Below are 15,039 nucleotides of genomic sequence, written 5' to 3' on the forward strand. Positions count from 1 at the left end.
GGTTAGAGCCCCAGCTTCGCTTTCAGGATATCGTTGACGGCTTTCGGATTGGCCTTGCCACCGGAAGCCTTCATCACCTGGCCCACGAACCAGCCCATCGTCTTGGGCTTTTCCTTGATCTGCGCGACCTGGTCCGGATTGGCAGCCATGATGTCGTCGACGATCTTCTCGATCGCGCCGGTATCGGTTACCTGTTTCAGGCCGTGCTTTTCGACAATGTCAGAAGCTTCGCCTTCGCCTTCGATCATCCGGGTAAAGACGTCCTTCGCGATCTTTCCACTGATCGTGTCATTGGCGATCAGTTCGATCAGGCCGCCGAGGCTGGAGGCAGATACGGGGCTGTCGGCCAGCTCAATGTCCTGCTTGTTGAGATAGCCGAACAATTCCTGCGTCACCCAGTTCGCCGCAAGTTTCGGATCGCGGCCTTTGGCAACGTCCTCGAAGAAGCTGGCTTTTTCGGCGTCGGCGCTGAGGACACCCGCATCATAGCGTGACAGCCCATAATCGGTTTCAAAGCGGGCGCGCTTCTCGTCTGGCAGTTCCGGCAGGGTCGCACGGATTTCCTCGATCCAGGCCTGCTCGACTTCCAGCGGCAACAGATCCGGGTCCGGGAAATAGCGGTAATCATGCGCGTCTTCCTTGGAACGCATGGAGCGCGTCTCGACCTTCACCGGATCGAACAGGCGCGTTTCCTGGTCGATGGAGCCGCCATCCTCAAGGATCTCGATCTGGCGGCGCGCTTCATACTCAATGGCCTGCTGGATGAAGCGGAACGAGTTCATGTTCTTGAGTTCGCAGCGCGTGCCGAGATGGCTGAAATCACCCGTTTCACGGAATTTCTCATACTGGCCCGGACGGCAGACCGACACGTTCACGTCGGCGCGGAGATTGCCCTTCTCCATGTCGCCATCACAGGTGCCGAGCGCGATCACGATGGCGCGCAGCTTCTTCACATAGGCGGCCGCTTCGGCAGGTGTGCGGATGTCCGGCATGGACACGATTTCCATCAGCGCGACGCCGGACCGGTTAAGGTCCACATAGGTCGAGCTCGGGTCCATGTCGTGAATCGACTTGCCAGCATCCTGTTCCAGATGGAGCCGCTCAATGCGGCACGGGAAAGCATAGGCATCGCCGCCATGCGCGGGCTCGACATCCACCTCGATTTCGCCTTCACCGACAATCGGGTGCGCGAACTGGCTGATCTGATAGCCCTGCGGCAGGTCGGGATAGAAATAATTCTTCCGGTCGAAGCGGGAATAGGTGTTGATCTGCGCCTTCAGGCCGAGGCCGGTACGGATAGCCTGCTCGACGCAATACTTGTTGATCACGGGCAGCATGCCGGGCATTGCCGCATCGACCAGCGACACATTGCAGTTGGGGTCCGCACCAAACGCCGTGGACGCGCCAGAAAACAGCTTCGCATTGGACGAGACCTGAGTATGGACTTCGAGGCCCATGACCAGTTCCCAATCGCCGGTTTCGCCCTTGATGACATATGGTGTGCGCGCGGACATAGTGTTCCCTGCTGGCAGTATGATTTGGCGCTGTTCTAGCCGCCGGAGCGGCGCACTGTCGAGCCGTCAATACCATTCGATAGGCGCCAACCCTTCCAATTTTCGGGATATGGGCGAATAATTCCGCTCGTGGAGGAAAAAGGGAGTGCCGGAATGATTTTCAAGATGATGATGGATGCCTCGGGCGAGGATGAAAAGCCGGTGGTTCGCGGCTTTCTCAAACATCTTGTCTTGGGATTCGCTGGCGGCGTGGCTGTGGGCTCCATCCTGCTGGGGGGTATGTTGCTATCTCTCCAGAATATGGACCTCGACATGCCCCTGTTATGGATTTTCGCGATGATGCTGCAATGCGGCCCCGTAGGCGGCTTGATCGGGGTTGGCATCTACTTGTCGCGGGTCACACAGCGGGATTCTGATGAGGATGTTGACGACAAACCAAGTCCCGGCGGTAATGCGCCGGAAGAAGTAGAATTTGACCAGGTTGTCATTCGGCCAAACAGCAAGTCCGGCGGAGCACTCAAGCCATCCAAGGCGTGAGGCCTAATCAAGCTTACCTGACTCTTTTGCCCGCCGCACCCGCTCGGCACGCGCGGCCATGCGGTCCTTGATGGGGGCAGATTGGGCAACACGGACAGGACCTTCGCTTTCGGCCGCTGGTTCAGGTTCTGGGGTGTCTTCCAGCTTACCTTCCTCGACCAGTTTCTTGCGCCGTGCGGCAACCCGTGCTTCGCGCGCCGCCTGCGCCGCGCTCTTGCCGCCAAACAGGCCGGACAGCTTTGACTTTCCGGCACCGCCCGGCTGGGGGTGGTCCTCTAGTCGCCGCTTTCTGCGTGCGATGATTCGGGAAATTCGAAACGAGACGTAGCCAGCCACGAGGAATGCCACGAGCAGCATGGACCGCATTTCCGGGGCAAACAGGCTGTAGCCATATTGCGCCATCATCGCCGCCATCAGGGCGAGGCAGAAGACAAGCAGGACAGCAAAGAGAAGGAGAAAACGGGTGATGTTCATGCCCCCGAACCTACCACCACTTCTCCGCCTTGGCCACGAAACCTGCTGCGCGTTCCAGTTCGCCGCCGACGCGGAAACAGGCCGTCTCGTCGAGCGCCTTGCCGATTACCTGTAGACCGAGGGGCAGGCCGCTTGAGGACAGGCCAGCGGGCACGGAGATGCCCGGCAGGCCGGCAAGGTTGGCCGTCACCGTGAACACGTCATTGAGATACATCTCGACCGGATCGCCGCTTTTCTCGCCAAACGCAAAGGCCGGGCTCGGACAGGTCGGCGTCAGCACGGCATCACAGCTCTCGAACGCCTCAACAAAATCATTGAGGATCTTGGTGCGAACTTTCTGGGCACGCAGGTAATATGCATCGTAATAGCCGGACGAAAGAACATAAGTGCCAATCATCAGGCGGCGCTGGACTTCAGCTCCAAAACCGCCAGCCCGCGTGTCTTCATAGGTCGCGGTCAGGTTCTCCCCGGCTATGCGCGCGCCATAACGCATACCATCATATCGAGCGAGGTTTGAGGATGCCTCAGCAGGCGCAACGATATAATAGGCTGGCAGCGCATACTTCGTGTGCGGCAGACTGATATCGACGATTTCGGCGCCTGCAGCTTTCAGCCAGACAATGCCTTGCTCCCAGAGCTTGTCGATCTCGTCGGACATGCCCTCCATCCGGTATTCTTTCGGAATACCGATCCGCATGCCCTTTACGCCCTTGGACACATCGCTGCGCCAGTCTGGCGTTTCGACGCTCAATGAGGTCGAATCCTTGGGGTCGTGACTGCACATGGCTTTCAGCAGGATGGCGCTATCCTCGACCGTCTTGGAGATCGGGCCAGCTTGATCGAGCGAAGAGGCAAACGCGACCATGCCATAGCGGCTGGCGCGGCCATAGGTTGGCTTGATGCCGACCGTACCTGTGAAGGCGGCTGGCTGGCGGATAGACCCGCCCGTGTCGGAAGCTGTCGCCGCGAGACAAAGGTCTGCTGCAACGGATGCTGCCGACCCACCTGACGAGCCGCCGGGTGTCAGGCCTTGATTGTCGCCCTTGCGGCGCCACGGGTTGATCACGTTTCCAAACCGCGAGGTCTCGTTGGAGGAACCCATGGCGAATTCGTCCATGTTGAGCTTGCCCAGCATGACTGCGCCTTCATCCCAGAGGTTCTGGGTGACGGTGGATTCATAGGTTGGGGTGAACGCACCCAGGATGTTGCTGCACGCCGTCGTGCGCACACCCTTGGTGCAATACAGATCCTTGATCCCGAGCGGGGCGCCTTCCAGCTTGCCGCCCTCGCCCTTGGCCAGTCTCGCATCGGACGCGTCCGCCATGGCGAGCGCCTTTTCCGGCGTTTCGACCACATAGGCATTCAGCGTCCGCGCGCCTTCAATGGCGTCGACGAATTGCTGGGTGATCTCGCGCGAAGAAAACTCCTTGGCTTTCAAGCCATCAAGCGCTGCGGCGAGGGTAAGTTTGGTCAGTTCGGTCATCGGACATCCTGAGAAGAAATCTGCCCGCCTGCTATGACGGCTTGGCACAAAAGTTCAAGCCTTCGTGAGCCTTCTTGTCAGTTGCGCGAGAGTGGCGCAGGCTCGGTTCCAACGCCAAATTCAACGGAGACCCATCATGCGTACCCTCATGCTCAGCCTTGCTGCCCCCGTTATCCTGGCGGCCTGCGCCACTTCAGAGACACAAGAGGACCGACCACGCGGCGTCGAGCGCTATGCCGACGATCCACGACTGGGCGAAGAGGTGAGCAGCATCTGCTTTGCATCCACCATTGATGGTTTTGGCGAAACAACACGGGACACAGTTGTGGTGCGTGACGGGCGCGACCATTTCCTGATTGAAGTGTTTGGCGCGTGTACGCCGCTGGATGATGCAATGCGGATCGGAATGGACGCGACCGGCAGCTGCTTGCGAAAGCATGACGCGCTAATCGTGTCCGACTCCATTTCTGATTTCGCAGAGACCACGCCCTTTTCCAAGCAAAGATGCCTGGTGAAAGGAATCTATGCATGGGACCCAGAGGCAAAGGCGGAAGAATCCGAAGAAGAATCTGGCGAGGAAGACGCTGAATCCTGATGGCGGCGGCTTCGGCATGTGGTAATCATGCCTATGGAAAAAACCGGATACGCCTCACCCGTTGAGGTTCGCCAATCTCCCTTTCACGGTCGCGGCCTGTTCGCGGCCGTTTCCTTTGAAGCGGGCGACCTGATCGCAACCTATCCCCTCCTGGTCCTCAGCCAGGATGACACCGCCGCCATTCGCGGTACTCAGGTCCATCATTATGTCTTCCATGTGGATGAAAATGAACAAGGACAAATGCGCGCCGCGGTCGCATTCGGCCTGATCTCGATGTGCAATCACAGTGTCGAAGCCAATGCGGATTTTACCGTCGACCCGGCTGCACAAACTGTGACGCTAAGTGCCCGCACCCCCATCCTTGCCGATGCAGAAATCCTGATCGATTACGAAGAATTCGCTGACCAGATTATCTGATTGCTACCAGCGGCCAGACATCCGATTCCAGCGCCACAGAAGGTGGGCGGTCACATGATACAGGCTGCGGGATACCAGATTCAGCCCAGGCAGATTGCCCAGCCAGGCCAACCATCCATAGCCGGGCGTCCGCTGCCATATCTCAGCGACCGCTGGCCATCCTTTAACCGCGCGACCATCCGGCAAGACAACATGCAGTTTCAGGCGAACGTCGTTAAGGGAAATGCCCCGATCGCGAAAACGATCAGGTGTTTGAGAAACATCTACATAATCGACAAGGTCTGAACCTGTTCGGGTTCGCCGTTCGAAATGGCAAATTCCCTCCCGACAGACAGGACACACACTGTTGTAGAGAACTGTCAGCCGTTCCATAAGCGCGTTGTACAGCACTTATGGCACGATGGCACTGCGGCGGGCGGCTTATTCCACGGCCTTGGGCACAACGAAGAAACCATCTTCGGTGCGCGGTGCGTTTGCCAGAACCTGATCCTGGATATCGCCATCTGTGACGATATCTTCACGCATGGGCAGCGTCGTCTCAACCACGGAGGTCATCGGCTCCACGCCGTCAATATCGACCTCGTTCAACTGGTCGATCCAGCTGAGGATGCCATTCAATTCCCCAACCAGTTCCCCGACATGCTGTTCGCTGACGGCAATGCGCGACAGGCGGGCAACCTTGCGGACATCATCCTTGGTGACAGACATGAGCGAACTCCAACGCGTGAAAATGAACCGCCCGAATACGCCATAGGCAACACGGCATCAAGGCGCTATGTGGGCTATTCATGCCCATAACTGATCCTGACCATTTCCCGAAAACCGGCGCCCTGATCGGCATTGATCCCGGGACGAAGACGCTCGGTATCGCGTCGGCGGATGGCCTGCGGATGCTGGCGAGCCCGGTCGAGACCATTCCACGCGGCAAGAAGCTGGCTCCTGTCCTTGATCGCTTGTTCCACCTCTATGATGATCGAGTGGCTGTCGGCATTGTCATGGGACTTCCGCTTAACATGGACGGGTCCGAAGGCCCACGCGCACAATCTGTCCGCGCGCTGGCCTGGCACATCATGAAACGCCGCGACGTGCCAATCCTGTTTCAGGATGAACGGCTCTCAACAGTAGAAGCCGAAAATGCGATGATCGAGGCTGACCTTTCTAGGAAACGACGCGCCGAACGAATCGATGCCTCAGCTGCTGCGGTAATCCTGAATGACGCCCTTCAAAGACTGGCTCGAACCTGATGTCAGGGTTTCTCTACGCCCTCCTGCCCGTCATCGCGATCGTCACGCTCGGCCATGTCCTGTCTGCCCGCAATTGGATTCCGACCGATAGCTGGCGCGCCATCGAACGCCTTTCCTATGTGGTGCTCTTCCCGGCGCTCATCCTTCGCACCTTGGCCAATGCACCATTCGAAGAAGCGCCCTGGGGACTCGCTGCCGCGCTGATCTTCGCGCAGTTCGCCCTCGGTGGCATAGGATGGCTCGCCCGCTTCCTGCCCAATATGCCTGGCCCGGCCGTCGGCTCTGTCATCCAATCCAATGTTCGCTGGAATACGATGATCGGCCTGTCCATCGGCAGCCTCCTGTTCGGTGAAGAGGGCCTCGCGCTTGTCACCATCGCCGCCGCCGTGATGATTCCCACCGCCAACATTCTATCAGTCTACGCGCTGATCGCACACGCGGATACTCCGCACGGACCAAAACCCAATCCGTTTATGGCATTGTTCAAGAATCCGATCGTCATCGCGTGCATTGGAGGATTGGCACTGGCGGGCGCTAGCGTCACGCTGCCCCGTCTGCTCGATGACAGCCTCCGCATCCTGGGTGACGCGGCCCTTGCCCTCGGCCTGCTCTCTGCTGGCGCGGGCGTCGATCTGTCCGCCCTGAAGCGCGCCGGCTCCCGCACACTTACATGGTCGCTCGTCAGGCTGCTGGGCCTGCCAGCCTTCGCGGTAGGCTTCTGCCTCCTGCTCGGCGTAACCGGTACACCGCTTGTCATCGCACTGATCTGCGCCGCGACCCCGACAGCGACCAGCTCATATATCCTCGCCAAGGAACTGGGGGGCGATGCGGCACTCTCGGCCAATCTGATCGCCGTTGAAACAGTGCTCGCCATGGTCACGATCCCCACGCTGTATCTGCTTCTCACGCTCTGAACCTCTTGCCCCAACTCCGAAACGCGCCTAAACCGCCAAAAATCGAAAGGGCCTCCATGAGCAAGGCGGCATATCACTACTCCTTCGACCACGAGCATTTGCTGGGCATTGATGGCCTTCACCCGCTCGATCTCACTCATATTCTCGATCTGGCAAACGACTATGCCGAAGCGACACGGACGGGCCAGCGGGCAGATCCGGTCTTGTCTGGAAAGACAGTCGTGAACCTGTTCTTTGAAAATTCCACTCGGACGATGAGCAGTTTCGAGATTGCCGCCCGCCGATTGGGCGCCGACGTCGTATCGATGCCAGTAGCACAGTCTTCCGTGAAGAAGGGTGAGACACTGATCGACACAGCAATGACCCTGAACGCCATGAAACCGGACGTGTTGGTGGTCAGGCACTCGGCCTCGGGCGGCGCAAAGCTGCTCTCCCGCAAGGTCGATTGCGCCGTGATCAATGCCGGGGACGGCACGCATGAACACCCGACTCAGGGCCTGCTCGACACGCTGACCATCCGCCGCAACAAGGGCCGGATCGAAGGGCTCAAAGTCGTCATCTGCGGCGACATTGTCCATTCGCGCGTCGCGCGCTCTACGACGATGGCGCTGCACCTGCTGGGCGCCGAAGTACACCTGTGCGCACCGCGAACACTCATGCCATCGGGCACGGAAACCTGGGGTGCCGCCTCAGCCACATCCGACTTCGACAGAGCCCTTCAAGGCGCAGACGTCGTGATGATGCTGCGCCTCCAACTCGAGCGCATGGATGGCGCGTATTTGCCAAGCCGCCGCGAATACTTCCGCTATTTCGGCCTGACACAGGAACGGCTTGCGCTTGCAAAGGACGACGCGATTGTCATGCATCCCGGCCCGATGAATCGCGGCATCGAGATCGAAAGTGCCATTGCTGATGGTGAGCGCTCGGTGATTACAGAACAGGTGGAAATGGGCGTCGCTGTGCGAGAGGCCGTGCTCCATTTGCTGGCAGGAGGCCGCCCATGAGCCTGTCCATCTTCAACGCGCGCCTATTGGATCCGGCATCCGGACTGGATGAAATCGGCGGCATCCTGATCGAGGATGGTTTCATTACCGCAATTTCGCCAGGCGCTACGGGCGCCGTTGGCAATGCAAATGAAGTCATCGACGCAGGCGGACTTTGTCTCGCACCGGGCCTAATTGATCTGCGTGTGAAAACGGGTGAGCCAGGCGACGAGCAAAAGGAGACGCTCGCAACAGCATCTCGAGCCGCCGTTGCGGGCGGTGTGACCAGTCTCGTCGTCATGCCGGACACCAAGCCAGTCGTGGATGACGTCGCACTGGTCCGTTATATTTCAGATCGTGCCAAAGTCAGCGCGAAAGCCCGCATATACGCCGCCGGCGCACTCACCGTAGGCTTGGAAGGTCACGCCATGGCCGAGATAGGCATGATGGCGGATGCTGGCGCGGTCCTGTTCACCAATGGTGATGCGCCCATCTCAAATCCCTCCATACTCAAACGCGCGATGACTTATGCGGCCAGTCGCGGTGCCATCGTCATGTCTCGCCCGGATGATTGCGCGTTGAAGGGCTCTGGCGTGATGAATGCCGGGGCCTTCGCCGCCCGCAAGGGTCTCGCCGGAATTCCAGAAGAAGCTGAGTGGATCGGCGCGGCGCGCGACCTGATGCTTGCGGAAGCAACTGGCTGCACCCTGATCCTCGATCAAGTATCAACCCCCCGCACACTGGAACTGGTCTCAGATTCCCGCGCCCGGGGCGCCAACGTCTTCACGACCATCGCCGCACATTCGCTTTTCTTCAACGAGATCGACGTCGGCGACTACCTGACCTATTGCAAGGTCAATCCGCCCTTCAGGGACGAGGAAACACGCCAGGCCATGATTGCTGCGTTGAAGGCAGGCGAAATCGATTCCGTGGTGTCCGCACACGACCCGCAACCCCCGGAAGAAAAGCGCCTGCCATTTGGTGAGGCGAGCTTTGGCGCGGCAGGCCTCGAGACCACGCTTTCGGCACTACTCAGCCTTGTTCATGATGGCCCGCTCACCCTGCTTGAAGCGCTCGCGCCGATTACCTCCAAGCCGGCGGACATGATCGGGTTGCCTGAAGGGCGACTGGCTGAAGGGGCGCCTGCAGATGTCATTCTGTTTGATCCAAACAAACCCTGGCTCTGTGAACGTGAACACCTTCTTTCCAGATCAACCAATTCGCCTTTTGATGGGCGGCGCCTGCAAGGCCGTGTGCTGCGGACATTTGTGGGTGGAGTGCAGGTTTTTGAGCGATAGCCCAGACTGGCCTTGCCCACCGCCGGTTCCATTCGTAGAATTTTCAATTGGGAATTGAGGAGATCGACATGACAGCTGAGCTGGCATTCCCCTTGGCCGCACTTTGCGGCTATCTCGCCGGTTCGATCCCGTTTGGCTTGCTCATCACCCGCGCTGCAGGTCTTGGCGATATCCGATCCATTGGCTCCGGCAATATCGGAGCAACAAACGTGTTGCGTACTGGCCGCAAAGACCTCGCGCTTGCGACGCTGCTTCTCGATAGTCTGAAGGCAGGCCTACTGGCGCTAGCATTTGGAATGCTTGCCAGCAGGGAAGTCGGCTTCGTGGCCGGCGCATTCGCCTTTGTCGGCCATTGCTACCCAATATGGCTCGGATTCAAGGGTGGTAAGGGGGTCGCGACCTATGCGGGACTGCTGCCATTCGTGTCCCTGCCCGGTTTCTATATCGCCGCACCGGTTTGGCTCGGCCTGTTTGCAATTACCCGCATTTCTTCTCTCGCCGCGTTGACCGCTGCGACATTGGTGCCGCCCGGCGCATGGCTGCTGGGCGAACGGAACATGTTCATCATTGGCGGGCTCGCGCTGTTGTCGCTCTTCGTGTTCTGGACTCACCGCGCCAATCTAAGCCGCCTATTGAAGGGTGAGGAGCCCAAGTTCGGCTCCAAAAAAACGGTAGACCCGACCACATGAGTCCGGCGCGCGCGCTCAATGATGCAGAACGCCTGGATTGGGTGAGGCTCGCGCGCACCCCGAATATCGGCCCGGTCACTTTCTTCCAGCTGATACGCAAGTTCAAATCAGCGGGCGCAGCGTTGGACGGTCTACCGGAGTTGACCCGGAAGAGCCGCAGAGGCCGTGAACTCGTCCCCCCGGATGTCTCCGATATCAAGCATGAGCTGGACCGGACCCGGAAGTATGGCGCACACATAATCGCAAGCTGCGAACCCGCTTATCCGCCCTTGCTTAAGGCACTCGATCCCCCGCCGCCCGTCCTGACAGCGCTCGGCAAACTCGATCTGGCCGCCAACCCCACAGTGGCCATCGTCGGCGCGCGGAATGCATCCGCCGCCGGACGAAAGCTCGCCCGCGATATGGCTTCCGCGCTTGGCGGCGCCGGGTATGCTACGGTTTCCGGTCTCGCCTTGGGCATAGATGGCGAGGCACATGCCGCCAGCCTGGGCACTGGCACAATTGCTGTGCTGGGCGGTGCGGTGGACCATGTCTACCCGCCCCAGCATGACCGACTCTATGCCGAAATCGCGGCGCAAGGACTCATCGTATCTGAAAGTCCGTTCGGATATCGCGCCACAGCAAAGGATTTTCCGCGACGCAACCGCATCATCACCGGCTTGTCGCGAGGGGTGGTCGTTGTGGAGGCCGCCGAAAGGTCTGGCTCCCTGATTTCGGCTCGAATGGGGGCAGAGCAAGGCCGTGATGTCATGGCGGTGCCCGGCTCACCGTTAGATCCCAGATCAGCCGGGACAAACCATTTGATCCGGCAAGGCGCGACGCTCGTGCGTCATGCCGACGACGTTCTGGAAGTTTTGGAAAGTCTTTCCTTTTCAGGCGTGTCCGCGCCCAGAGAGTTGTTCGAAGGATCGCCAGAGCATGATTTGCCAACCGACTTGATTGAGCGAATCCAGCAAGCCTTGTCGCCCCATCCCATGCCCCTCGATGAAATCGCAAGAGCAGCCGGGGCTACACCGGCACAATGCGCCGCAGCCTTGATGGAACTGGAGATTGCTGGTGAGGCAATCACCCTTCCCGGTGGTCTGGCATCCCGCGCGGTTTGAACCGAGCTGTGCTGTCAGTGCATCGGCAGAAACATGAAAAATCAGCCGGAATGGTCTCATGGCTGGACGATTCCCGCCTTCCTCTCTAAGCCTCCAAAGGGAAATGAGTGTAGGCGGAACGCGGCGCGCGTTCGGTTCGACGCCCGAAAACAGCTGTAAGGGTACGCGTTTTGGCAAAATGGCATCATGTTGCAGCTGCACTTGGACTGGCAGCTTCTCTTCCTTGGTACGCCATCGCCCAGGAAAACACGGGCGCTCCGCAACCAGCCGAGCAGGATGAGCGGGTCGTTCTCGAAGCCGACTATGTTTACGAAGTTCGAGATGAGAACAAACTTGTTGCCGAGGGCAATGTTGAGGCGCTGTATCAGGGCCGCATCCTGCGCGCTGACAAGATCGTCTACGACCGCACGACCGAGAAAGTCCGGGCCAGTGGCAATGTCATTATCATCGATGAAACCGGCAGCCAGCAATTTGCAGACGAAATCGAGGTCAATTCCAACCTGGAAGACGGCTATGCAATCGGCTTTTCAGCGCGGCTGGATCAGGGCGCAACGGTCGCCGCCAATTCTGCGATCCGGCAGTCAAATGGCGTGAACGCGCTGGACCAGGTGGTGTATACCGCTTGCCCGGTCTGCGAAGAGGACAAGACACCCACTTGGTCCGTCCGCGCCCGCCGGGCTGTCCTTGACCAGGAAAGCCAGATGATCTCGTATCGCGATGCCGTGATCGAAGTCGCCGGCATTCCCGTATTTTATTTTCCGTTTCTGGCTCACCCCGATCCGTCATCTGACCGACGGTCGGGTCTCTTGATCCCCTCTGCCGGTAACTCGTCCAAACTCGGCTGGTTCTACCAACAGCCCTATTACTGGGCCATTTCGGATTCGTCCGAGCTGACGATCTCGCCCATGGTCACGCAAAATGTGAACCCCATGCTGGAACTAGATTACCGCAAGAAATTCTATTCTGGCGCGATCAACATCAATACGAGTTTTACCAGCGAACAGAATTTCGACAGTGACGGCGAACTTTTCGGAGAAGAAAAATTACGCGGACACGTTTATGGGAGCGGTCTGTTTGCTATCAACAACCAATGGAAATGGGGCTTTGGTGTCGAGCATCAGACAGATGACCTCTATGATCGCCGATACGATCTGGACGGGCAAGATGAACAGCGCGGCCTCTATGCCAGCCAGCCCCGCCGCCTCCTGACGCAATTGTTCGCCATCGGCCAGGGCGACGACTATTACACTGACGTCGCCCTGTTGAAGTTCCAGGGACTGCGCGAGAATGACGACGATGGCGAATTGCCCACCGCCCTACCTGTGTTCTATGGCGAGAAGTATTGGGACCTTGGCAATATGGGCTTTGCCAGCGTCAACGCGTCGAGTGCCATCCTTAGTCGGGATTTGGGGGAAGACAGTCACCGGGTCAGCGTTGGCGCGGACTGGACCGATCTCAACATCTTACCCGGCGGCTTCACATTCGAGCAATTTGCCGAAGTTCGTGCCGATTATTACGGTTTGGACGAAGACGTTTCCGGTGAGGAAAGCGTCTCCCGCGCCGTTGGCAATATCGGGGGCAAGCTGGCTTATCCCATGATCCGGCCCGGGAAAGTCATTGATATCATGGTCGAACCGGCAGTCATGGCGGCGTGGGGCCTCTCCAACGTCAATGATGACGCCATCCCGAACGAAGACAGCCTGCTTTACGAGGCCGACGAAGCCTCGCTGTTCGATGCCAACGGCTTTGGTGCCTTCGATCTCTATGAAGGGGATGGAAAGCTCGCGGCGGGGATCACTACTCGCGCGGTTTGGAAAAGCGGTCCCAGCCTCAGCGCAACGGTCGGTAAACGATGGCGGTCCAGACCAGATAATGCGTTTGATCCGGTGAGCAATCTTGATGGGACATCATCGGATTGGATCATCGCTACGACGGCAGATCTGGGCGAATTGTTACGTGTGGATGCACGAGCTCGCCTGGATGAAGACGGGTTTAGCCTAAATAGGATCGACGCGAAATTATCTTCATCTTACAAACGGTTCCGCGCTATTGCGCAGTACTACAAAGTTGACGAGCGGATCGCAATCGTGGGCGGTGGAGACGAAGGCGTGTTGCTACGCGGCGACATCAAGGTGACCAGCCAGTACTCGGTCTTCTTCGGTCAATTGAGAGATATCCAATCCAATTTGAATGCTCGGCAGGAATACGGCATCGCCTTCGAAGACGAGTGCTCGCGGTTTGAACTGGTCTATATGCGGTCGGAATTACAGGATCGTACGCTGGGACCGGAAGAAAACATCCAGATTCGATTCTCGCTCAAGACCATCGGCGACTTCGGCTCCAGCGAGTTCGATTGATTCGGGGTATGAGGGCGCGATATTGCCCGATGTCATATCCTAAATTTCCGTAAGAATTCAGGGATGACTGCCCTGATGCGTTGCGCGCGATTGCAGGACTTGTATGGTCCGGCAGTATAATTGCCACGGGGCCCGGCTGGGCACTCAATGGAGGCCATTCATGGTTCGTCAGATTTTCGCAGCTGTCCTTCTTGCAGCCATGCCTGTTGGCCTTGTTGCAGCAGCGCAGGAAGCAAGCGCACCAGAACGGCTGGCGCTGGAAGGTGTCGCCGCCATCGTAAATGACCAACCTATTTCCTATTCAGATGTTCGCCAGCGCGCACGACTACTGCTGCTCAGCCTCGGTGGTCAGCAGCCGTCCCAGGAACAGATTCAGCAGATCACAGGTCAGGCTCTTGAACAGCTGATCGATGAGCGCCTCCAGCTGGAGAAGGCCGCCGAATTCGAAATGGAAATTGCGCCGGAAGAGATCAACGGGGCCGTAGACGACATGGCGCGCCAGTCCGGCGCAACGGGTGATCAGCTGAAGCAACAATTGCTGGCCGCTGGCGTGAACCCCACCAGTCTTGAAGAGCAGATGCGTGCCGAGATCGCCTGGAGCCGCGTGATGAGCGGATTGTACGGCTCACGTATCCGCATTTCGGACAACCAGGTGGAAGACCAGCTTAACCGCGTGCGCAGCTCCCTGCAGCAGACCCAGTACCGTGTTTCCGAAATCTTCCTCTACGCACCGGATCCGGAAACCAAGGATCAAGCCCTGCAAGCCTCCAGTTCGATTATCGAGCAGTTGAATCAAGGCGCCGATTTTCGCATTGCGGCACAGCGTATCTCTTCTGCGCCAACTTCGGCCACAGGGGGAGATATGGGGTGGATCACAATAGGTGACCTTGACCCTGTGCTCGCACAAGCCGTCGAAGACTCAGCTGGACCCGGCATCGTCGGTCCGCTCGCAGTCGAAAATGGAATTTACATTCTGAATATTGCCAGCAAACGTGAGCCAGCCAAACTGACAACCAAGGTCGACCTTATTCGCCTGCAAGTGACAGACGGCGATGAAGCCGTCCTCACAGAAGCCATGGAAGCCATCTCCAGCTGTGATGATGTTCAAAGCGTTTCCAATTCGAAATCGAACTTGCGGCATGCTGACCTGACAGACATAAACGTCGACGAGCTGGGCACTGAGGGCAAGGACCTCGTGCTTGCGGCAGACGTTGGCCAGCCCACAGAAATCTTTGCCGCCGGCAGCGGCCTTGCAGTCATGTATGTCTGCCGCCGTGAGGATGGTGCCGAAGCCCTGCCATCGCGCGATGACCTCAAGAGCCGCCTGAAAGATCAGGAACTCAGCATGATTTCGGAGCGAGAGCTGCGCGACATGCGCCGCGAAGCGACGATTATCTATCGCTAGGCCTTGCATGGCCGGCTGTTTGGGTG

The 15,039-nt window shown here is 58.5% G+C and carries 16 protein-coding genes; 11 read left to right on the top strand and 5 right to left on the bottom strand.

Going from position 1 to position 15,039, the window contains the following annotated elements; translation table 11 throughout:
• Positions 1-2: 2 nt before the first annotated feature.
• Positions 3-1,514 carry an Asp-tRNA(Asn)/Glu-tRNA(Gln) amidotransferase subunit GatB gene (gatB, locus tag B3527_RS06460; RefSeq protein WP_290479134.1) on the bottom strand — a complete coding sequence of 504 codons (1,512 nt, stop codon included), beginning with the start codon at positions 1,512-1,514 and terminating at the stop codon, positions 3-5.
• A gap of 153 nt (positions 1,515-1,667) precedes the next feature.
• On the opposite strand from gatB, the gene B3527_RS06465 reads away from it, so the two are divergent.
• On the top strand, positions 1,668-2,051 hold the full coding sequence (locus tag B3527_RS06465) for a hypothetical protein (RefSeq protein WP_290479135.1): 384 nt from the start codon (positions 1,668-1,670) through the stop codon (positions 2,049-2,051).
• 3 nt (positions 2,052-2,054) lie between these two features.
• On the opposite strand, the gene B3527_RS06470 is transcribed toward B3527_RS06465, so the two are convergent.
• Together B3527_RS06470 and gatA are read right to left on the bottom strand one after the other, a co-directional pair.
• Entirely contained in the window at positions 2,055-2,525 is a 471-nt protein-coding gene (locus B3527_RS06470; RefSeq protein WP_290479136.1) for a hypothetical protein, read from the bottom strand.
• Between the two features lie 10 nt (positions 2,526-2,535).
• Positions 2,536-4,008 (bottom strand): Asp-tRNA(Asn)/Glu-tRNA(Gln) amidotransferase subunit GatA, encoded by a 1,473-nt coding sequence (gene gatA, locus B3527_RS06475; protein WP_290479137.1) that lies wholly within the window; start codon positions 4,006-4,008, stop codon positions 2,536-2,538.
• A gap of 136 nt (positions 4,009-4,144) precedes the next feature.
• Here gatA and B3527_RS06480 point away from each other — a divergent pair, with 136 nt between their 5' ends.
• Both B3527_RS06480 and B3527_RS06485 read left to right on the top strand, forming a co-directional pair.
• On the top strand, positions 4,145-4,603 hold the full coding sequence (locus tag B3527_RS06480; RefSeq protein WP_290479138.1) for a DUF6491 family protein: 459 nt from the start codon (positions 4,145-4,147) through the stop codon (positions 4,601-4,603).
• 27 nt (positions 4,604-4,630) lie between these two features.
• The gene (locus tag B3527_RS06485) at positions 4,631-5,020 is read left to right on the top strand and encodes an SET domain-containing protein (protein WP_290479139.1); all 390 of its coding nucleotides are present in this window, start codon (positions 4,631-4,633) and stop codon (positions 5,018-5,020) included.
• A 3-nt stretch (positions 5,021-5,023) separates the two neighbouring features.
• Here the strand turns inward: B3527_RS06485 and B3527_RS16915 are convergent, their stop codons facing one another.
• Both B3527_RS16915 and gatC read right to left on the bottom strand, forming a co-directional pair.
• Positions 5,024-5,392: a thiol-disulfide oxidoreductase DCC family protein gene (locus B3527_RS16915; RefSeq protein WP_366008019.1), complete on the bottom strand. Its 369-nt coding sequence runs from the start codon at positions 5,390-5,392 to the stop codon at positions 5,024-5,026.
• Between the two features lie 48 nt (positions 5,393-5,440).
• Entirely contained in the window at positions 5,441-5,728 is a 288-nt protein-coding gene (gene gatC / locus B3527_RS06490; protein ID WP_290479140.1) for an Asp-tRNA(Asn)/Glu-tRNA(Gln) amidotransferase subunit GatC, read from the bottom strand.
• An 80-nt stretch (positions 5,729-5,808) separates the two neighbouring features.
• On the opposite strand from gatC, the gene ruvX reads away from it, so the two are divergent.
• The 8 genes from ruvX to B3527_RS06530 all read left to right on the top strand — a co-directional run bounded on the left by ruvX (position 5,809) and on the right by B3527_RS06530 (position 15,013).
• The gene (gene ruvX, locus B3527_RS06495; protein ID WP_206993033.1) at positions 5,809-6,264 is read left to right on the top strand and encodes a Holliday junction resolvase RuvX; all 456 of its coding nucleotides are present in this window, start codon (positions 5,809-5,811) and stop codon (positions 6,262-6,264) included.
• Positions 6,264-7,178 carry an AEC family transporter gene (locus tag B3527_RS06500; protein ID WP_290479141.1) on the top strand — a complete coding sequence of 305 codons (915 nt, stop codon included), beginning with the start codon at positions 6,264-6,266 and terminating at the stop codon, positions 7,176-7,178. The genes ruvX and B3527_RS06500 overlap by 1 nt, the downstream gene beginning before the upstream one ends.
• Before the next feature lie 56 nt (positions 7,179-7,234).
• Positions 7,235-8,182 carry an aspartate carbamoyltransferase catalytic subunit gene (locus tag B3527_RS06505; protein WP_290479142.1) on the top strand — a complete coding sequence of 316 codons (948 nt, stop codon included), beginning with the start codon at positions 7,235-7,237 and terminating at the stop codon, positions 8,180-8,182.
• Entirely contained in the window at positions 8,179-9,459 is a 1,281-nt protein-coding gene (gene pyrC / locus B3527_RS06510; RefSeq protein WP_290479143.1) for a dihydroorotase, read from the top strand. The genes B3527_RS06505 and pyrC overlap by 4 nt, the downstream gene beginning before the upstream one ends.
• Positions 9,460-9,527: 68 nt before the next feature.
• Positions 9,528-10,148, top strand: coding sequence for a glycerol-3-phosphate 1-O-acyltransferase PlsY (gene plsY, locus B3527_RS06515; protein ID WP_290479144.1), 621 nt, complete (start codon positions 9,528-9,530; stop codon positions 10,146-10,148).
• Positions 10,145-11,251, top strand: a complete 1,107-nt coding sequence (gene dprA, locus B3527_RS06520) for a DNA-processing protein DprA (RefSeq protein WP_206993028.1) — start codon at positions 10,145-10,147, stop codon at positions 11,249-11,251. Before plsY ends, dprA begins: the two co-directional genes overlap by 4 nt.
• 170 nt (positions 11,252-11,421) lie before the next feature.
• Positions 11,422-13,608, top strand: a complete 2,187-nt coding sequence (locus B3527_RS06525) for an LPS-assembly protein LptD (protein WP_206993027.1) — start codon at positions 11,422-11,424, stop codon at positions 13,606-13,608.
• A gap of 160 nt (positions 13,609-13,768) precedes the next feature.
• Positions 13,769-15,013, top strand: a complete 1,245-nt coding sequence (locus B3527_RS06530; protein ID WP_206993026.1) for a peptidylprolyl isomerase — start codon at positions 13,769-13,771, stop codon at positions 15,011-15,013.
• The last annotated feature ends 26 nt before the right edge of the window (positions 15,014-15,039 follow it).

The organism is Hyphomonas sp. UBA4505 (assembly GCF_002388685.1).
Classification (GTDB): Bacteria; Pseudomonadota; Alphaproteobacteria; order Caulobacterales; family Hyphomonadaceae; genus Hyphomonas.